Raw genomic sequence first — 21,411 nt, forward strand, 5'->3', positions numbered from 1 at the left:
ATAAAATAAGGCGCGAAAAGCGCCGGGCGTGAAATCCCCTTACCGGGGGTGTCGACAGGGAGGTGCATATGAATGACTCAATGAAAAGATTGATCGTGCCGCTGTTGGCGGGCGCAGCCGCGCTCGCGATGACTACGGGGATAGCACAGGCGCAGCAGAAAAAGACCATCGCGCTGGTGACCAATGTCGCGGCCGATTTCTGGACCATCGCGGGCCGCGGGCTTGAGAAGGCGCAGAAAGAGCACCCGGAATACAATATCGAGCTGATCGTCACCAACGAAGGCACCGCGGCTGGCCAGCGGCGCGAGCTGGACGACCTCTTGGTTCGCGGCGTCGCCGGCATCTCGATCTCGGTCGACGATGCGCCGCATGCGACCGAAGAACTCAACAAGGTCGCGGCCAAGACCGTGCTGATCACGACGGACAGCGACGCACCGCAGAGCAACCGTCTCGCCTATATCGGCACCGACAACGTCGCGGCCGGACGGCAGGCCGGCGAGGAGATCAAGAAGGCGCTGCCGAACGGCGGCAAGATCGCGCTGTTCGTAGGCACGATGGATGCCGACAACGCCCGCGAGCGCGTCCAGGGCATCAAGGAATCGATCGCCGGTACCAAGGTCGAGCTGGTCGACGTGTTCACCGACCAGGTGGATTTTGCCAAGGCCAAGGCGAACATGGAGAACGTGCTCGTCAAATATCCCGACATTGCACTGCTCTCCGGCCTGTGGAGCTACGAGACCCCGCTGATCTATGATGCGGTGAAGGCCGCGGGCAAGGCCGGCAAGGTAAAGATCGTCGGCTTCGACGAGGACCAGCGGACGCTGCGGGGCATTTCCGACGGCACGATCGAATCCACGGTCGTGCAGCAGCCCTACGAGTTCGGCTATCTCTCTGCCACCAACATCATCAAGACGCTGAACGGCGACAAGTCCTGGATTCCGAAGGACAGCAAGCTGATCGTGCCGACCAAGGTGATCAGCAAGACCAACGTCGCGGAGTTCGCCGCAAACCTGAAAGAACTGCTGAAGAAGTAACTTAAGTCGGCTTGACCGCCCGGCCGCCTCAGGCCGCCGGGGGGCTGCAGGAGGACGTGCCGAATGGCGGAGACGCTGCTCGAACTCAGCGGAATCAGCAAGACCTACCCCGGCGTCAGGGCGCTCGACGATGTCAATTTGCGCGTCTGCCGCGGCGAGGTGCTGGGCCTGATCGGCGAGAACGGCGCCGGAAAATCGACGCTGATGCGCGTGCTGGCGGGCGTGATCGCGCCGAGCGCGGGCGTGATCCGCATCGGCGGCATCGATCACGCCAGGATGACGGTGAACGAGGCGACCCTCGCCGGCATCGCCTTTGTGCACCAGGAGCTGAACCTGTTCGAGAATCTCGACGTCGCGGCCAATGTCTTCATCGGGCGCGAGAAGCTTGCCGGCGGCCCGCTGAAGCTAGTCGACAATGCAGAAATGCGCGCCCGCGTGACACCGCTGCTGGAGCGGCTGGGCGCCGATTTCACGCCGAGCACGCTGGTCGACAATTTGTCGATCGCGGAGCGTCAGATGGTGGAGATCGCCAAGGCGCTCTCGATCGACGCCCGCGTGATCATCATGGACGAGCCGACCTCCAGCCTGACCATTTCGGAGACCGAACGGCTGCTGGAGGTGATTGCCGACCTGAAGGCCCACGGCATTTCGGTGATCTACATCTCTCACCGGCTCGGCGAGATCATGAGCTGCGCGGATCGCGTCGTGGTACTGCGCGACGGGCGCACCGTGGGCGAGCTGGCGCGCGCCGAGCTGAGCCATGCCGCGATGATCCGGCTGATGATCGGCCGCGACCTCAAAGCGCTGTACACGCCGCCGGCGCACGCGCCGCAGCCTGGCGGCTGCGACATCGCCGGCGTTGTGACGACGGCCTTTCCCGACCGGCAGATCGACCTTTCCGTGCGGCGCGGCGAGATCCTCGGCCTTGCCGGACTCGTCGGTGCCGGCCGCACCTCTCTCGCCCGCGCCGTCTTCGGCATCGACCCGCTGCTGGGGGGCGAGATCAGGATCGACAATGCAGCGGTCGGTATCGCCTCGCCGCGCGATGCGATCAGGCAGGGCATCTACCTGGTGCCGGAGGACCGCAAGAAATCCGGCCTGGTGCTGGAGCTGCCGATCCGGGAGAACGTGACGCTCGCGAGCCTGCTGGATTATGCGCGGATGTGGCTGGTTAACGGCACGTCCGAGCGCAAGATCGCAAAGGAACAGGCCAGACGGCTGTCGATCAAGGCGCCGAGCATCGACATCGAAGCCGTGACGCTCTCCGGCGGCAACCAGCAGAAGGTTGTGCTGGGCAAGTGGCTTTCCATGCAGCCGCGCGTGATGTTCTTCGACGAGCCGACCCGCGGCATCGATGTCGGCGCCAAGAGCGAAATCTACGCCCTGATGCGCAGCCTCGCCGACCAGGGCGTCGCCATCGTGATGATCTCATCCGACATGGAAGAGGTCATCGGCGTCTCCGACCGGGTCGCGGTGATGCACGAAGGCAGCGTCAGCGGCGTGCTCGAGCGCGACCAGTTCAGCGAATACAACGTGTTGAGGCTGGCGGTCGGCCAGGCGCTCGAAAACCTGGAGACCGCTGCGCCATGATGAAGAAGGAACTCGGCCTGTTCTTGCTGCTGGCGGTGATCTCCGCCATCACCGGCGCGATCAATCCGGCCTTCCTGTCGTTCGTGAACCTGTTGAACATGGCCAATTTGATCGGCCTGTTCGGTGTGTTCGCGCTGGGCGAAGGATTGGTGATCATCACCGGGGGCATCGATCTTTCGCTCGGCTCGATGTTCGCGCTGCTCGGTGTCGTCTTCATCGACCTGCTGACGACGTACCAGGTGCCCTGGCCGTTCGCGCTGTTGCTGGTGCTGATGGGCGGGCTCGCGCTGGGCGGCATCCAGGGCTTCCTGATCACCCGGCTGAAGATGCAGCCCTTCATCGTGACGCTGTGCGGGCTGCTGATCTATCGCGGTGCCGCGCGCTACTATACCAGCGATTCCACGCGCGGCTTCGGCTACGGCGACGAGGCCAGCACGTTGAGCAACATCGCCTCCGGCAATGTTGCAGGCATTCCGAACACCTTCATCTTCCTGATCATCCTCGCGGTGGTCCTCGGCGTGCTGCTGCATCGTTCGGTCTACGGGCGCTGGCTTTATGCGGTGGGCAAGAACGAGGAAGCGGCGCGCTACTCCGGCATCAGGACGAATCTCGTGATCGCGACCGCCTATGTCATCAGCGGCGGCCTCGCCGGCGTTTCGACGGTCATGTTCGTCTTCTACACCAACTCGGTCTCTCCGAGTTCCTTCGGTAATTTCTACGAACTCTATGCGATTGCGGCTGCCGTCCTCGGTGGCTGCAGCCTGCGCGGCGGCGAAGGCTCGATTCTCGGCATCGTGCTGGGGACAGCGCTGCTGCAGGTGCTGCAGAACCTCGTGAACATCCTGGGCATTCCGAACTCCCTGAACTTCGCGGTGATGGGAACCGTGATTCTGATCGGCGTGCTGGCGGATCAGCAATTGCAGGCCCGGCGCAGGCGCAAGGCGGCGCTGGCCGGCCTCGCCCGCACGGCGCCTCGATCAAGGGAAACCACAATTCTGCAAAACGCATCTCCCCGTGGCGCGTCAGCGTTGCCGACGAGCGCGGGCGACCAGGCTTAACTCGATGACGAAGAATCAGGATCGGGAATACGACCGCGGCGACTTGGGTAGAGGGACAGGGGAAGAGTTCGATGCGCAAGACTGATCGGGCATCCGACGTTCGCGTCCATGTCGGCGCTGTGAGCCGAGCCCGGCCGCGGGCAGACCTCACCACCGTCCCGAATGGTTTGGTGCGCGTAGATTTTCTATCTCAAGTTGACGTGTCGCTACACTGACGGGGGCACGTTCCAGGCTGAAGGGCTTTGGGCAGGAACGTGACGCAAAAATGGACAAAGCCGGGGACGCTGGGAGTGCAGAAAATGTCACCTTGGTCTGTAAACATCGCGCGAGCGTGCGGCGTGGGGATCGCCTTGTTATCTCTGTCCAACGTCGGCGCGCATGCGGCCGATCTCTTAACGAAGGCTCCGCCTGTGCCCTACACGGAGACCGATGATTTCTGGACAAGACCGTATCTGTTCGGCGATCTCGGCAGGACGCAGCTGAAGGAGCGGGGTATCTCGCTGGCCCTGACGCTGGGCGATGAAGCCGTCGGCAACCTGTCGGGTGGCAACAGGAACACCGCGACCCAGGCCGGGCAGCTGTTCTTCCAGGCCAAGTTTGACATGGCGAAGCTGGCCGGCATCCAGGGCGGTACGGTCGGCCTCACGCTGGTCGACCGCTTCGGCCGCAACCTGAATGACGAGGCAGGCATTCCGGCGCTGCAACTGACCAACGAAGTGTTCGGCCGCGGCAGTATTCTTCGCCTCACCGAACTCTACTATTCGCAGAAGCTGTTCGATGACCGCCTTGAACTGAAGGGCGGCCGTCTTCCGGTCGGCTCCGACTTCTTCTTCGGCCTGTGCGAATTCATCAACCTGACGTTCTGCGGCGGCCAGCCCGGCAACATCCAGGGTGGCTACATCTACAACTGGCCGGTGAGCCAATGGGCCGGTGTTGCACACTACAACTTCACGAAGGAATGGCAGCTTTCGGTCGGCGTCTACGACGCCAATCCGAACTATCTGACGACGTCGGACTCCGCGACTTACTTCCTGCCGGGCGTCCCCGGTTCGAGCCGGGCCTCCGGCGTGCTGGTGCCGGTCGAGGTGGTCTGGGCGCCGAGCGGTCCCCTGAACGGGACCTGGAGATTCGGCGGCTGGTATGACAGCGCGTCGACGATCGACGGCGGCCTGCCCGGCATCATCGCAATCGCCCCCGGCATGGGTGGTGTCTCGGATCAGAATCTGGGCGATCAACGCGGCCGCTACGGCATCTACGAATCGATCCTGCAGCGATTGACCGTCGAGGGTGCAAAGGCACAGGGTTGGTACATGTTCCTCAATACGACCGTCGCCGATCATCGGACGTCGTATCAGGACTACCAGGTCGCCCTGGGCTTCAGGCACACCGGAACGTTCTCTTGGCGCCCGGAAGACGAAGTCGGCTTCGCGGTGGGTACGACGCACGTGAATTCGGCGGCGCTCACCCTGAATGCGGGTGGAAACGAAGTGCCGATCGAAGCCTGGTACGGCTGGCAGGCGACCGGCTGGATGAACCTCAAGTTCGACGCCCAGTACGTGATCAATCCCGGCGGGCGCGGCTACAACGCCGCGGGTATCAAGACCGAGAATGCCTGGGTCCTTGGTCTGCGCACGCTGGTGCACTTCTGATCGGGAGGGGTTGCCAGCATGTCTGAGCGAAACCAACCATGGTAACCCCTCACGATGCCGGGCTCGCGGTCCTTGAGTTGAAGGGCATCGGCAAGGAGTTCGGCGCCATTCGCGCGTTGCATGGCGTCGACCTGCGCGTTTCTCCCGGCGAAGTGGTCGGCCTGATGGGAGACAACGGTGCCGGCAAATCGACGCTGGTCAAGATCATCGCCGGCAATTTCCCACCAAGTCACGGCGAGATCCGCTTTGACGGCAAGGTGGTTCATTTCGCCCGCCCGATCGACGCCCGCGCGATCGGCATCGAAGTGGTCTACCAGGACCTCGCGCTCGCCGACAATCTCACGGCAGCGGCCAATGTCTTCCTCGGCCGTGAGCTCAAGCGCAAGCTTGGTCCGTTCGCGCTTCTCGACCACAAGGCGATGGCGGCCCGCGCGCTGGAGCTGTTCGGCGAACTGCGTTCGGAGACCCGGCCGCACGATCTCGTCAAGCAGATGTCGGGCGGCCAGCGCCAGGCGGTCGCGATCGCACGGACGCGGCTGTCCAATGCCAAGCTCGTGATGATGGACGAGCCGACGGCCGCGATCTCGGTCCGCCAGGTCGAGCAGGTGTTGAGCCTGATCCATCGCCTGAAGGAACAGGGCGTCGCGGTGATGCTGATCTCGCACCGCATGCCCGACGTGTTCGCGGTCTGCGACCGCGTCGTCGTCATGCGCCGCGGCGAGAAACGCGCCGACAAGGCGATCGGCGACACCAGCCCCGAGGAAGTCACCTCCCTCATCACGGGAGCGAAGGAGGCTGCGTGATGGCCACGCCCCTGGAATCTCCCATCACCTTCACCAATGTCGGCAAGGCCAGATGGTGGCAGAGCGGCCTATTTGCCTCACAGACCGGCTACGTCCTGCTCGCGCTGGTCGCGCTGTTCGTGGTGATGAACTTCGCCAGCCCCTATTTCCTCACCGAGGGCAACATACAGAACGTGGCGAAGAATTTTTCCTTCATCGCCATCGCCACGCTCGGCGTGACGTTCGTCATCATCACCGGCGGTATCGACCTCTCGGTCGGCTCGGTGATGTGCTTTTCCGCGATGATCACCTCGATGGTCATGACGCAGATCTCGACACCGGGCCTGCCCGGCGCGGGATGGTTCGTACATCTGGCCGGCGACGGCAAGACCGTGATCGCCAATGTGCCCGGATTGATCCTGTTGGTCTCGATCCTCGCAGGACTCGGCGTCGCGCTGATCGTCGGCCTCGTCAATGGCTTCTGCATCGCGGTGCTCGGGCTGTCGCCGTTCGTCACCACGCTCGGCATGCTCTCGATCGTGCGCGGCCTCGGCTACGTCGTCTCCAATGGCCGCGGCAGCTTTCCCAGCGGCCCCGAAGCCGATTATTTCTACACGCTGACGTCGGGCGTCGTATTCGGCTTGCCCGCACCGTTCATCTACCTCGTCGTTCTTGCGGTGGCGATGGCGGTCGTGCTGCACCACACGAGTTTCGGCCGCCACGTCTTTGCCGTCGGCGGCAATGAGAAGGCGGCCGCCCTGACCGGCATTGCGGTCGTGCGGGTGAAAATCGGGATCTACGTGATCTGCGCGCTCGCGGCGGGCCTGCAAGGCATCATCATCTGCGGCTGGCTGGGATCGGCGCCGGCAAACATGGCGACGTCCTACGAGCTCAACGTCATCGCTGCTGCCGTCATCGGCGGCGCCAATCTCGCCGGAGGCGCCGGCGGCCCGCTCGGAGCTATCGTGGGCTGCGTGCTGCTGGAGGTGATCCGCAATGGCCTCGTGCTCGCGCAAGTCAACTCCTATTGGCAGCAGACCTTGGTGGGCGTGATCATCATCGCAGCGGTGCTGGTCGATCGCCTCCGCTCGCGCATGGCCTGAAGAGTTCGTCCCCGGAGGACCACCAATGTCGGCCTATCCGCCTCCGGGAATTGCTGATTTCAAGGAATAGGCACAAGAAAATGTGGAGGGAAGCAATGAGGAAGACACTTCTTGCCGCCGCGGTCCTCGCCATGATGGCGACGCCCGGCTTTGCCCAGAGCTACAAATTCGTGATCGTGCCCAAGGCGATGAACAATCCGTTCTTCGACTTCGCGCGCGACGGCTGCCAGAAGCGCGCCAAGGAGCTCGGCAACATCGAATGCATCTACAAGGGTCCCGTCGAGCACGAGCCGGCGACGCAAGCGCAGATCATCCAGGACTTCATCACCCAAAAGGTGGACGGCCTCGCCATCTCGGTCGCCGACGTCGCCGCGATGACCAAGTCGATCGAGGCGGCGACGGCGGCCGGCATCGCCGTGATCACGTTCGACTCGGACGCACCCGGCTCGAAGCGGACTGTCTATATCGGCACCGACAACAAGGAGTTCGGCGTCGCGCTCGGCAAGCAATTGCTGAAGCTCCGGCCCAATGGCGGCAAATACGCGATGATCTCCGGCGGGCCGGGAGCGGCGAACCTCGCCGAACGTGTCGATGGCGTGCGCGAAGCACTCAAGGGCTCGAAGTGGACCGAAGTCGGGGGATCGCCAACCTTCTGCAACGACGACCCTGCCCTGGGCGTCCAGCAGATGACCGATCTGCGCACCGCAACTCCCGACCTTGCTGCGATCATCCCGGTCGGCGGCTGGCCGATGTTCGCGCCGGAAGGCTTCAAGGCATTCGCCAGCAAGAGTAAGAAGGACATCGACGCCGGCAAGTTCACGCTCGTCGTGGCCGACACCCTCAAGATGCAGCTCGAGCTTCTGAACGAGGGTTATGCCAACGCACTGATTGGCCAGCGTCCGTTCGAGATGGGCGAGAAGGCGATGGATACGCTGCTTGCCATCAAGAAGGGGCAGAAGGTGCCGCAGATCATCCACACCGGTCTCGACGTCGTGACAAAGGACAATGTCGCGACAATGTTGAAGTAGGTGCCGCCGCAACCAGTTACGGCCGCAGCCGTGGTCCGCCGAGACGACGGACCACCGTGCGGCCAAGAACGGTTGCGCAGTGCCGTAAGGCCAGTCTGAGGTCATTTTCGACCGTACGAAGGCTGATTTGCAGACGGACCGCGACCTCCTGCGGCGTTACACCCTCGATCGAAATCCCTTCAAGCACCTGGCGAGGCCGGTCCGGAAGCCCGGCCAACGCGTATTTGAAGGCTGCGATCTCGGAGCGCGCCTCGACCACCCGCGCAGCATCGGGCTGCTCGTCGCAAACATCCAGCAGCGCATCGACCTCGGACACGCCGAGGCGATAGGTCTGGGCCTTGCGTCGGTCCTTCGCGACATTGATGGCGATGCGAAAGAGATAGTCGGCCGGACTGCGAACCGGGACCGCGTCTGTGACCCGATCCAGCCGCAGGAATGTCTCGTGCAGGGCCTCATAGGCGAAGTCTGAGGAGCCTAGGTGGCGCGTCAGTCTCGCAATGAGGCCGTCATAGTTCTGCACCAGCTGGTCGCGCAGCCGAGCCTGGTTGGTATCAGCCACGTTCAGGACCCCAAACTATTCCTCAGCGTGTCTCGAGGCTCGCTCTTTCCTCCACGGTGAGCGCCTGCCTTTGCGTTTCCGAAAGCGAACCATTGCCAACGAGCTGAAGAAGGCTGTTCTGGTTGTAGCTGTGCTGCTCTTGCGTACGCCGCTTCTGTTCCTCCTTCGCGGGATCCGGCGCGGCGCCATCGCCGCCGCCATAGCCGAGCACCTCGACGATGACGATCGAAGGCTGGTCATTGTTCTTCGGCGGCGGCGCCGCGGCCTGCTGGCTGGCGGCGGTGGTGTTCGACGCCGCCGTCAGTGCTGCGACCGGCGGCCCCTGCACCGTCGGAATGCCGGTCGAGGTGCCCTGCACCTGGATGTTGGCGGCGTTGACCACCTGCAGCGCGGCGAGGTTGACGTTGCCCGAGACACGGATGCCGGCCTCGCCCGCATCAATGGTGCCGAGCGGCGCGATCAGGTCGACGTCGCTCGGCGGCGTCCCCGGAATGGGGGCGAGCGTCGCGATGCCGGCACCACTGGCCGGCGCCGCCGGCGACAGCTTGATATTGCCATACGCGTCATAGGTGCGCAGCGGCGGCGTATAGATCACCGTCGTTTTCGAGCCGCGGCCGGCGTTGATGTCGCCGATTGCCGACCACGCCAGGATGTTGCCACCGAACGTGGTCATGATGCGGCTCTGGCCGAGCAGCACGCTGCCGAGCGAATAGACATCGATATTGCTGTTCTGGCCTTGCGTGATCAGGCCAGCGCCGGGACCCGGCGTCACGCCCTCGACCCCGATAATGGTCTGCCCTCCCGGATTGAGGACCTGAATGTCGCCGCCGAACTGCGTCTGAATGCCGGCGTCAGCAAGATACGTGTTGCCAAGAGCGTCCTTCGTAAAGCCGCTGAACATGGTGACCTTGCCCGAATACGCCAGCGGATTGCCTTGCGCATCCTTATCCGGAAACAGGGTGGCAATCGCCTCGCGACCGCGCAAATAGCTCCTGTAGCGACGGCTGTCCTCGTTGTTGTACTCGCGACCGCTTTCCTTCAGCTCGGTATAATATTCCTGCCGGACGAAAACGCCCTGCTGCTGTGCCGGCAAGGTCAGGAAGAAAGCGAGCGCATCCTGCTTCGCGCCCGTGAAGACGTAGGACTGGCCGTCGTACGAATAATTCCGGCTCGGCGAGAACCGGTCGCGCAGCCAATCGTACAGCTCGTCGGCGTAGGTCTTTGCGACCTTGCCGCTGCCCGCGAGCGGCGTGCCGTCGCCGGGAAGCTGGTTCGCGGCATCGAAATACAGCTTGGCGAAATCGGTGTAGTCGGGGCCGTTGGCGCCGGTACCGGCGATCGCAACGATTCCCGCACCGCCCTTCTGATTGACGATATCGCCGGCGCTGACCAGCGAGCCGTAAAAGCCCTGATACAGATTGCGGCCGGTTTGCAGTTGAAACAGACCGGGGCCGAGGACGGTGACCGATTGATAGAAGATGTCACGACCGGCCTGCATCAGCGAGATATCGTCCGCTCCGTTGTTCAGGAACACGCTCGGCACGGGACCGGTGCCGACGATATCGCGGCCGGCGATCACCTCGAACGGCTTGGCCGCGATATACCAGGTACTGTGGGTCGGATAGAAATACTGGCCGGCACTCGGGTTCTGCGGCTGCGCCTGGCCGAGGGTGAGATCGACAATGTCGATGCCGGCGTAGACCAGGGCCGGCCGATCATCCCCTGCGTGCAGGTTGGAGATGGGCATGTCCTCGCCGAAGGCGATTGGACTGATCGGATTGATGCGATTGGCGGCGTTCGCCCACGCGTTGCTGCTGCCGCCGCCGTTGACGCCGGTGGCAAAGACGGGATTGAACGGCGTCGCCAACGTGCTCATGTCCGCGCCCGACATCGCCACGGCCTGGCTCGTCCCGTAGATTGACCCGGCCGCCAGCAATTCGAGTTGGCCGCGAGGCGACGGCATCAGTTCGATTGTCGGCACTCCGCCGCCGGCCGCAGGCTCCAAGAACCGAATGTCGCCGTTGGCGGCCGCAACGATCAGCGTTCCCGGAAAGAAAGCCGTGCCGCCAAAGGAAATTCCGCCCAATACGGCCGCATCGCCACCCGCCGCGTAGAGATCGATCGCGGTCGCCGGCGTCCACAATGTGAAGTTCGATTGCCCGCGGCTCTGGAGCGTCGTAGTGCCGTCCGCGTTGCGCACCGTATACGCAATGCCGTTCAGATCGACTGGCGACGCCATGCCGGCGTCCCCCGCGCCGCCGAGCACGAGGTCGCCGCGCGTCGTGATGCTGACGCTGCCGTCGCCCGGCATGACGAGCGGCCCCGGCGTCTTGAGCGAGCGCTTGAAGACGTTGGGATCAGCGGCGCGCGGATCGTACGAAACGAAATTGGATGACCAGGTGTTCACGGCCAGCGCGCCGACCGACCCGGCACTGACGGTGGTGTCGCCACGCAGGTTGGTGATCGAGCCGAAATAGTCCGGCACCTGACCCTGACCGTCAGGTGTTCTTGGCACCACCGGATTGAGTCCGCCGCCAATCCTCACGACCAGATTGCCGCCACCGGTCTCGACCAGCGTGCCATTCGCCAGAACACGGCCGGTCGACGCGACCGCCAGGTCGAGGCCGGTCGAGCCGTTGCCCGTCACGCCGGCATTGCCGCCCGCGGTCACGGTGAGATTGCCGCCGCCAAGCGTGCCGATCCCCTGGAAGCCGATCAATTGCTGGCTGATGCTATAAGGGTAGGTCTTCGCAAGCGAGCCGAAATTGATCCACCACGCAGCCGGATCGGCGGAGGCCCCACCGCCTTGCAGCCGGAGCCAGTTGGCGGTGAGATTGGAGTCGGCGAACCGGGTGTTGTTGTCCGCGATCTGGAGATTGCCGGTGATATCCCGTTGCGCGGTGAGCAGGAGGTCGCCGCCATGCTCGGGGTACCAGGCGTGCGAGTTGCCGCTGCTGGTGACACCGACGAGGTCGTAGGGATTGCTGCCGTCGGCCGCCAGGATCGGCGCCGCCTGCGTGCCAGCCGTATAGACGCCATATGGCGTGGCTTCGCTGAAGCTGCCGCCGGCCAGCAAATCGAGACTGCCGGTGCCGGTGCGCAGCACGCTGAAGAACGTGCCGTTGCGTGACGAATTGTAGGCCGGATCGCTCAGCGTCAGGTTGCCGCTCCCGTTCAGCGCTTGTGTCGTTTGCAACGCGCGCTGGTCGGCACCGGCAAGATCCGCACCTGCCACGAGGCGAACCGATGCGGAGTGCGAACCGGGCGCGAGCATTGCCGCTGCCGCCGACGTGGCAGCTGCGCCGGGAATTCCGGGTACGACCACCGCTCCGAGGGAAGGCAAAGTCGCAATATCGAAGATCAAGTAGCCGTTCCCGCCTAACGAAGGTCCGGGATTCAGCGTAGTGCCGGCCGGAATGGTGTTACCCGGCCCATATTGATGGCCGTTGATATCGACGAATGGGATCCCATACATCGAGACCATAGACTGGTAGAACTCATCGTCCGGCACCGTCCAGTCAATCATCAGCGTCACGCTGCTGGAATAGACGTAACTGGAATTGTTCAGGCCGGTGTCGCTGGGCGACCACAGCTGCGCGTTGGGATCTTTCGAGATATCGATCGGAGTGTAGACCGCTGGCTTTCCCGGAGTCGACTTGAACCCGTCCGATATGCTTCCATTGATCGTGAGGTTGCCGGCGGCGCGGACCACAAGAGCCATCGGCTCGCCTCCGCCATAGTTCGCCGAATTCGGATCACGATCTGCGCCCGCGCCGTAGCGATATTTCGCAAGGTCGATATCGCCCAAAGTCGAGAGGGCGCCGCTCGACGTTATCTGGACGCCCGGCCGCAGATGGTAGGCACTGCCGAAAGCGGACAGGCCCGCGACGCGCGTCGCCAATCCCGCGTTACCCAATGCGGCATTGATGAACGCCGTGCTCGCGATGTCGTAGCCGTCGAGCGTCGCCTGGCTGATGCTGCTGCCGCCCGGCAGGTCATAGGTCCAGAACGCGTTGAGCGCGATGCTGTAGGCGCCCTTGATATTGAGCGGACCCGAGGCGTTGATGGCGATATCGCCCGAGGTCTCGCCGGTGCGCTGTGCGTTCAGCACCACGTCGCCATAGGCAACGCCGTTCGGCGCGGTAAGATTCATGGTCGCGCCAGAAGCCAGCGTGAGAGCGCCGCCCGCCGCGGTCAGCTCGATGTGGCCGCGGTTCCTCGCTTCGATCGGCTGGCCGTAGCTGTCGACCTGGAGCACCGTGCCGTGAACATCGAGCACGGCGCTCGGCGCCAGCGCGAGCCCGTTGCCGGCGGAGAGCCGGATGGTGCCGGGTGCGGCACCGGACGCATCGATGGTGCCGACGACGGTGAGGCTGCCGTTGTCGGTGGAGACCGTCACGCTGCTGGCCTTCACGCCGTCGCCGATGACGAGATCGCCGTTCCTGATGTCGAAGGCACGCGCGTCGAAGAAGCCGCCCTGGGTCAGCAGGGCGTTGAGCGCTGCGAAGTCGGAACTCGAAAGCGTGCCGCTGGACACGCTGAAGTCACCGCTGGCGTAACCGCCCGTCGCCGCGCCGCGAAGCTCGCCTCCCAGCGTGACCTGACCATTCGCCGCAGCGATGCTGATCGAGCCGGCACCGGCATTGGTCGCGGAGATATCGATCACGGCGCCGGCAGACTGCGTCAGGCTGCCCTGTACGCTGTTGAAGATCGCGGTGCCACCGAACCCATAGACCGTCGCCTTCTGGATCGCGGACGGCCGGCCGCCGAGGTCGATGCGGCTTGCACCGCCGAGTGCGATATCACCGGTCGCATTGACGACCAGCTTGCCGCTCGGCAACAGGATCGTGCTGTCGATCCCGACGCTGCCGCCGGTCAGGTCGATCTCGGCGCCGGCCACGGTGGACCCGGCGGCGCTTGGCGCGATGCCCGCGGGCGCGACGACATCGAGCGCGCCGCCCGTGGCATAGGCCATGATCGATTTCTGCGCACCGGTCAGCAGCGGCGTCGCCAGCGTCAGGTTGCCGCCGCTGCCGCTCTGGCCGAACACGGCAGCAGGATCGGCGCTTGGCGACTGGTAGACGAACAGCTTGCTGTTGCCGGCCGAGACGATCCTCGAGTTGGCGGTGATGTTGACGTTGCTGAAGCCGTAGATCACGCGGCTCGCGGTCGATGTGTCGAGCGAGGCAAACCGGCCGAAGTCGATCTCGTCCGCGACGATATTGAGGGCACCTGCTCCGGTGCCCGGCCCGCCTGCGGCGATCGCCGGCGGGGTCGTACCGCTCAGGCCATTCCACGTGATCTTGTTGGCGGCGATGGTCGAGCTGTCGCCGGCTGTGCCGTAGCCATAGATCGCCGAGGTGTTCAGCACCAGGTTGACACCGCTGCCGGTGGCATCCAGACCGGCACTTGCGAACAGATTGATGGAATTCGCCGCAGACAATGTGATGGTCTTCAGCCCCGGCGCGCCGTGCAGCGGATCACCATGGAGAAGAGTGTTGAACAGCGTCTGATCGAACATCAATCCGGCGGGTGCGCCCGCCGCGGCCACGGTCGCGGCGTCGCCGATATTGATGGTGCCGACCGCGAGCGCGATGTTGCTCGACCCGAAATGGGCGGTCGGATCGATCGCAGAAGCGCCGTTGGTGACGAACGCCAGCGTCCCTTCGGAATAGAGCGACGAGCCGGCGCCGATGGTAATCGAGCCGTTGCCGACGTTCGAGGGCAGGAAGTTGACGTTACCATTGGACAGTGCCAGCACAGTGAACTGGTTGACCGCATAGCTCATGCCGGTGGTCACGGAATCGAATGGCACTGCGCCCTGTCCGACGGTGCTGAGCGTCACGTTGTTGCCGACGCTGATATTGTTACCGATAAAGAACATCTCGCCGGCGGAAAGGGAGACGCCATCGCGGATGAAGAGATCCTGACCGTGAACCTGATTAAGAGACAGCGTGCCATTCGCGATGACGACGATTCCGTTGATCAGGAGGCGTGGCGCCTTGAGCGCATTGAGATCGGCGGCGTCGACCGAGGGACTGGAAAATCCCTGGGTCGGCGCGCCAGCATAGATTTCGCCGACATTCAGCAACGCCACCTGGCCGGCGTTACCGCCCTGCGCACCCTGAAACAGCGCGGTGCCGTCGAATGTGAGCACAGGTCCGATCGGGGTGGCGTTCGGCCTCTCGAACACGATCTCGAGCGTCTTGCCGTCGCTCGGCAGCAGCGGACGCACGCCGCCGAATTGCGCCACGTTGGCAAGCAGGAAATCGCTGTAGCTCTGCTCGTTGAATTGCGAATATTTGCGGACCGAGGTGCCCGCGGTGATCAGCGCCGTCACCGGCAAGCTGCCCTTGATCGCGGTGTTGGCGATGCCGGCGGCGACCGAAGCGGCGTAGGTGCCGTTACCGATGGTGATCGGGCTGCCGACCGGCGTCGTGGTGCTGCCGCCGAGTTCGACACGGTATCCGCCGGGCAGCAGCGCGTAGTTGGAGGGCAGCAGCGTGTACGTTCCCGCCGGCAGTCCCGGAACACCGGACGGAATGGTGACCTGTTGACCAATCGCGGGATCGCCGGCGCCGTTTTCGGGCGCGATCGGCGCGTAACTTGAACTATAGCCAGGCAGGATGGCGTAGACCGTGTCACTCGCCTTGCTGACGGGAGCAGCAGGGTTGGCGTTGACGAGCGGCGTGTTGATCACGTTGACGGAGCCGCCGCGTCCGGACACGAAACCCGCGCCGGCGAGCGTGCCGCCGCCCGACAGATCGAGGATCGCGCCGCTCGCGACGTTGACCGACTGGCCATCCAGGATAATGCCGGATTGCGGGCCGTTGTTGTTGAAATTGGTGACGCCGATCGGACGGATGCTGGTGCCGTTGTACGTGTAGGTCACGCCGTCGATCGTCCCGCCATAGGGAATGGTCAGGCCTGCCATCGAAACCGAAGTCAGGCTGCCGGGCAGCAGATCGACATGTGGCGTGTAGACCGGCCAGCTCGTGCCGAAGGTCAACAGGCCGAGCGGTGCACGGACGATGCCGCTCTGCTCGATCACCGGCGCCTGGAACGCGAGCTGGCCGAACACGGAGAGCGGAGCGTCCGGAATGGCATCGGTGGTGCGTCCGATGGTGAGCGTCGCCGTCGGATCAGAATTTCCACTGCCTGCGATCACGGTGGCAACCGCGTTGGTCGCGGGATAGATTTGCGCGGCGAGCAGTTCGAGATTGCCGCTGGTCGACAACTGTGTCGCGGCAACCCCGGGCATCGACAGGAAGCGGATGTCGCCCTGGCTGACAAACTTCGTCGTCAGGAAACCCGGCCCAAACATGTTTTCCGGCGCGCGCGCCGAGAATCCGATGAGACCCTGGATGTCGATCTGGTTTGCGTCGGCCTCGAACGTCGCAGTGGTCGGCAAGGCCGCACCACCGGGATTGCGGATGCTGCCGCTGACGGTATTATCGGGGACGACGGCCGTCGCTTCACGAAACAGGATGTAGGGAGCCGACACCTTCACGTCGCCGATGGTGGCCGGCATCGAGGGATCGATCGGTCCGGACACCGCGGGCCCCGACGTGAACGCCGCCGCCGTCAGCGTCAAGCTCCGGCCCAACGAAAGGGATACGTTACCGGAGAACGCCATATAGTCGCCGGACGTCAGCGTCAGGCTGTCGAACCCGCCGGCCTTGACCATGTCGGCGCTCACGGTCGCCCGGCCGAACGCCAGATGCGGCGCGGCCGTTGCCGGCGCGATGCCCTCCGGCAACGAGGAATCCGGACGCGCCTGCACCACGGTCATCAGGCTCGGAACGACCACATTGGCCGACGTCGTCACCTTGGGGAAGTAATTCGCGTCGAAGTTCGGCGTCGTGAGCGCGACCAACAGGCTGCCGCCGGAAGCGCTGCCACCGCCGGAGAAGGCGTGGATGTCGCCATCAAGATAGAGCCCGCTCTGCGAGGCCAAGGTGATGGAGCCGCCATTCGTCGCGACCATCTGCGGGCGGCTTGGAGCCGTACCGCCCGCCGCGAGATCGATCGCGACCTGCGTGCCGTCCGCACTCAGCTCGGCGCCCGGACGCACGATCACGAAGGCACCGCCACCATTGATGGTGATGGAGCCGCCGTCCGTCGCCTTCCCGAATAGATGTCCTGATGTATCGGACGCCTGATAGGCCAAGCCCGAGACATCGAGTTTGGCAGCGGCATCGACCCAGATCGAAACGCCGCGGCTGTTGCCGCTCTGGTCGAAGTTGAAGCCGGTCCGCACCGGCGAACCGTAGGCATCATTGACCAGATTGATGCTGCCGCCATGCGCGGTGAGGCTGCCGAACACACTGATCTGATCGAAGGCATCGAGCGTGATGCTCTGGCCCGGATCGACGCTGAGCGATGCGCCGTCGCCAACCAAGATCGCGCCGCCGCCCGCGAGCGCTCCGCCGCCCGACCTGATGAGCGATCGCAGCGTGAGGCTCGCGCCGCCGCGCTGGGTCAGGGTGGCCTTGACCGGATCCGCGGTGAACAGCGGCAGCGTCCACAGCGTCAACGCCGACGACGGATCGGCGCCGGCCGGTGCCGCGTAGCTGCTTGCCGTGAATCGGTAAACCGGCATCGCGGCCGCAACCACGGTGTTGTCGGCAACCACAACACCCAGGCCGCCATTGATATCGTAATTGGAGAAACCGGCGGTGAAGAACGACGGATTGAGCGCAGGTGCCGGCGTGATCTGGACCGTCAGCGGCAGCACCACACCGGCCGGAATAACGGCGCCGACCGGATAGGTCATCGGCGTTGATTGAATTGAGCCTGCCGCATAGGTGACTTGATAGGGCGCGACCGGAATGCCATTCGGGAAGACAGTGGATGGAATGACTGTTCCCGCAGGAATGCGACCCGTGCCGCTCCAGCCAGTGATGATCGTCCCGGCCGGAAGCACGCTGCCCGAACTCCAATATTGGGTTCCGCCATTGGCATCCCGGCTCTGCAGGCCGTCCATACCTTGCGGTATGGTCCAATCCGCACCGGTCGGTACGGTGGGCGCGGCGGATATCGTGACGTCCGCCGGTATCGGCGTGTCGTACACCAGTGTGGTGAAGTTCAGCGTCAGCGACGTCGGCAGAGGCTGGCCTGCGGGAACCGTGAACGATTGCTTCAGCTTCACGGCAGCGGGTGCTGGTTTGCCTGCGGGCAGCACACCACCCGCGAGTTCGGCATTGTCGCCAATGAGGATGTTGCCGGGCGTCGAAATCGTCAGCGTGCCGCCGCCGGTGACGCCGAAGGCGCGGATCGAACCGTCGAGAACCAGGTTTCCGTCGCCCGGGGTTCCGGCATCCTGCTGGGCATGGCCCGCCGTGATCGTGACGTTACCGCCCTTGCCGCCTTGCGTCTTGCCGGTGGCAAGAACGGCTGCGCCGGAGGACACGTCGATGACGCTGCCGGCGGCGAGCGTGACGTCCTGAGTGGAGTCGAAGGTGACGTTGCCGCCGTCGAGGAAGCCGAGACCTGACACGCTGTTCGGGTCAAGCTGCGCATTGACCCAGAGCCCGCGGGTATCGATGGTAACGCCGGATTCCAGCGTCAGCGACGCGCCTCCGGTCGCATTGGTCAGCGTGACCGTGCCGGTTGCGGCATTGAGGATGTTGCTGACCGTGACGCTGCCGGAGCGCGCGGCGATGTCGGCTGCGATATCGACGGTCGGCGCGATCAGCTTGACCTGCGCCCCGGCCGAGAACTCGAGCGGTGCATTGATCGCGATCTTGTTTGATGTGTTGATGTTGACGCCGCCGAGGCCGAAGCCGTTCAGCGTCGGTGCGTCGAACCAGGCCGTGTTGGCGCGGTCCGTCGGCAGCGCGGAGGTCAAGCCGAGATTGCCGGTGACCGGCGCGAAATTGCCGAACGTCACATCGGTGGCGTAGGCGCCGGCGAGGCCATAGGGGTTGTACTGCCCGAGCGCCAGCGTGCCGGCGAGCGGCACGGTGTTCTGGGTCAACTTGTAGCCGTCGGTGACGCCGGCCGGGCGTTTGGCGATCTGGGTTTCGCCGTCGATCACACCGGCGAGGATCGTGCCCTCGAAGATCGAGGTCGGGGTCGCGAGAACGAGGCTGCCGGCGTCGCGGCCCACGGTGTAGCCGTTCTCCCAGCGCGAGCGGCCTTTGCCGAACGGGCTGAGATAGACCTCGACGACGTTCCAGTGGGCGTGATTGACGATGAAGCCGTTGGCCACCGCGACATAGGTCAAATTGGCCGGCGCATTGTCGGCATTGTAGATGCGGCCGTCACTGCCGAGCAGCATCGTCTGCTGCACATAGCCGCCCTGGTACTGCACCGCGCCGCCGGAGATATTGAAGATCGCGCCGCGCTGCGCCACCACCTCCGGCGCCGCCAGCGTGATGCTGCCGCCGACCGCGGTCCATTCGCCGATCCTGTGGCCGGTGTTGTTGAGATAGCCCGACACCTCGAGCAGGCCGCCCGCGGTGTAGTAGCGGTCGGTCGCATAGCCGCCGGTGCCGGCCGGCACCAAGGTGAGATCGCGGGCGTCGATCCACATGTTGCTGTTGATGAGCGTGCCGCTGTCGCGGTTCTGCGGACTGTCGCGCAGCTCGTTGCCCTGGACGTTGACCTTGACCATGTTGGCGGACGCCGGCAGCACGGTGCCGGTGGTGCCGGAGACGTCGATCACGGCGCCGGTCTCGGCGAACACCCGCTTGCCGGCGGAGGCCGCCACCTGGCCGCCCTGCGCCATGGTCAGCGAGCCGTTCCTGAAATCGATGGTGCCGCCGGTGACGATTTCGATGCGCGACTGATCGGGCCGATCGGCCAATGTCGAGAGGTTGTCGAACTGGCCGGTCGCCAGCAGGTTCGGCTTGGCCGAGGCGATCAGGGCATCGCGCTGCGAATTGAACGCGGTCACACTCGGATCGATGCCCGAAACCAGCGCGGCTGCGGCATCGGTCTCCGGCAGGATCAGGCTGATGCCGTTACTGGTCAGGGTGACGCTGCCGGTCGTATCCGACGCCGAGTTGAGCAGATGGATGGTGCCGCGCTGATTGACCGAGGTGGTGGAGAGAACAATGCCGTCCTGGGTGACGGCATGCCCGGCCAGCGTGATGTCGCCCTGCTGGGCGAGGACGAGACCGGTGTTGGTGACGGTCCCGCTGGCGCTGCCGCTGCGCAGCAGCGGCGCGATCTCGTTGCCGCGGGTAGTCGAGTTCTGGTTGGTGTTGGTGCCGTAGCCGGCACGCAGGATGAAATCGTCGCCAGCCGCGAACTGGGTCTGCCCCTTCGGCGTGGTGATGGCGCCGGCATTGTCGACCTCGGTGCCCATCATGAGCACGAAGCCGCCGCCTGACGTGACCGAGGACGGCGCATTGGTGGTGATCAGCGCGCCGCTCTCGACCACGATCTTGCCGCCGGCGCCGGTGAAGCTCGGCAGATAGGTCGTGCCGCTCTGGATCGAATAGAGCCCATTGGCGAGGAACTGGCCATCGGTGATCTTGGCGGTCGAGGCGATCAGCGAACCGACATTGATCTGGCTGGCGCCGCCGAAGATGATGCCGTTCTGGTTGATCACCAGCACCTGGCCGGGCGCGGTGATGCGGCCGAGGATCTGGCTCGGTCCGATGTTGCCGACGACGCGATTGAGCGCGGTCCAGTTGCCGGCCTGCTGGTTGAAATTGAGCGTGGTCTGGCTGCCGACGTTGAAGCTCTGCCAGTTGAGGATCGCCTGCGGCGCGGTCTGATTGACGGTGACCGTGGTCTGGCCGCCGCTGGCGCTCTGGCTCGGCAGCGCGGCGCCTTGCCAGAGGCCCGAGCCGGGCGCAGCGCCCGGCGCCACCTGAAGCCCGCCCGGCCCGAGGCCGTTCGGCACCGCGACCTGCGGCAACGTGGCCGATCGCTGCGAGGCCGCGGCGGCGCTGCGTGCGGCGGACTGCGCGGCCTGCAGCGCCTGGATGGCCTGGGTCGCCCGCATCAGCGCGCCCTGGCTTTGCCTGGCGACTTCCGTCGCCTGCCGGGCCGCGGCGGTTGCCGCGTCGCTGGCGATCGCCGGCGCCGACGTCGTCGTCGCGAAATTGCCGAACGGCCGCGCGGAAGCGTCCTCAAGCCCGCTCAGCAGCAGCGCCAGCGTGCTCGTTCCGGCGAGCAGCACGGAACGGGATACCAGTCCGATCCGCTGCCGCGGAGGAAGCGGCGCGACCCCACGCAGGTCAAGACGAGAACGGCGGATGGCTTTCCGGCGAGACGGCATCGGTATCCTCTGGGAATGGAATGAGCGAATAAGGAGCGGATCAGAGGCGTACGGAGCGAAGCGTCGGTGCCTCGGCCCGGTTGATGCGCGACCGGGGTGTCCGAACGCCGGCCATTGCCGGAGCCGCTCTTCCGCTCACCGGACGGTTCTGCGGCGAACGAAACCACGAAGCGTTGCGCAGGGCGCGCGATACACGGGAAATCACACGATCGACGTACATTGGAAATCCTGACCAGGCCGATTTGCGATCACTGTGATGACCGCTGGCTCACTGTCGTGACACCTCCCAGCGCCGAACCCCTCAAGGGAATTTTATGAATGTTTTGTGTCACCACCCCGGAGCGTCAGAACGTGGTCGCGATGCAGCACGCTG

The 21,411-nt window shown here is 64.6% G+C and carries 9 protein-coding genes; 7 read left to right on the top strand and 2 right to left on the bottom strand.

Annotated features, from left to right (window positions below; translation table 11 throughout):
• Positions 1–68: 68 nt before the first annotated feature.
• From ACVISU_RS12060 to ACVISU_RS12090, 7 genes are all read left to right on the top strand, one after another.
• The gene (locus tag ACVISU_RS12060; RefSeq protein WP_456707086.1) at positions 69–1,034 is read left to right on the top strand and encodes a sugar-binding protein; all 966 of its coding nucleotides are present in this window, start codon (positions 69–71) and stop codon (positions 1,032–1,034) included.
• A gap of 63 nt (positions 1,035–1,097) precedes the next feature.
• Positions 1,098–2,624 (top strand): sugar ABC transporter ATP-binding protein, encoded by a 1,527-nt coding sequence (locus tag ACVISU_RS12065; RefSeq protein ID WP_456707087.1) that lies wholly within the window; start codon positions 1,098–1,100, stop codon positions 2,622–2,624.
• Positions 2,621–3,682 (top strand): ABC transporter permease, encoded by a 1,062-nt coding sequence (locus tag ACVISU_RS12070; RefSeq protein ID WP_456707088.1) that lies wholly within the window; start codon positions 2,621–2,623, stop codon positions 3,680–3,682. Before ACVISU_RS12065 ends, ACVISU_RS12070 begins: the two co-directional genes overlap by 4 nt.
• A gap of 299 nt (positions 3,683–3,981) precedes the next feature.
• The gene (locus ACVISU_RS12075) at positions 3,982–5,331 is read left to right on the top strand and encodes a carbohydrate porin (protein ID WP_050402338.1); all 1,350 of its coding nucleotides are present in this window, start codon (positions 3,982–3,984) and stop codon (positions 5,329–5,331) included.
• 38 nt (positions 5,332–5,369) lie between these two features.
• The gene (locus tag ACVISU_RS12080; RefSeq protein ID WP_050402339.1) at positions 5,370–6,134 is read left to right on the top strand and encodes an ATP-binding cassette domain-containing protein; all 765 of its coding nucleotides are present in this window, start codon (positions 5,370–5,372) and stop codon (positions 6,132–6,134) included.
• On the top strand, positions 6,134–7,216 hold the full coding sequence (locus ACVISU_RS12085; protein ID WP_456707089.1) for an ABC transporter permease: 1,083 nt from the start codon (positions 6,134–6,136) through the stop codon (positions 7,214–7,216). Before ACVISU_RS12080 ends, ACVISU_RS12085 begins: the two co-directional genes overlap by 1 nt.
• A gap of 95 nt (positions 7,217–7,311) precedes the next feature.
• Positions 7,312–8,244, top strand: a complete 933-nt coding sequence (locus tag ACVISU_RS12090) for a sugar-binding protein (RefSeq protein ID WP_456707090.1) — start codon at positions 7,312–7,314, stop codon at positions 8,242–8,244.
• Positions 8,245–8,260: 16 nt separating this feature from the next.
• Here the strand turns inward: ACVISU_RS12090 and ACVISU_RS12095 are convergent, their stop codons facing one another.
• Positions 8,261–8,803, bottom strand: a complete 543-nt coding sequence (locus ACVISU_RS12095) for an RNA polymerase sigma factor (RefSeq protein WP_456707091.1) — start codon at positions 8,801–8,803, stop codon at positions 8,261–8,263.
• A gap of 22 nt (positions 8,804–8,825) precedes the next feature.
• On the bottom strand, positions 8,826–20,939 hold the full coding sequence (locus ACVISU_RS12100) for a filamentous haemagglutinin family protein (RefSeq protein ID WP_456707092.1): 12,114 nt from the start codon (positions 20,937–20,939) through the stop codon (positions 8,826–8,828).
• Positions 20,940–21,411 lie beyond the last annotated feature (472 nt).

Source organism: Bradyrhizobium sp. USDA 4452 (assembly GCF_054063575.1).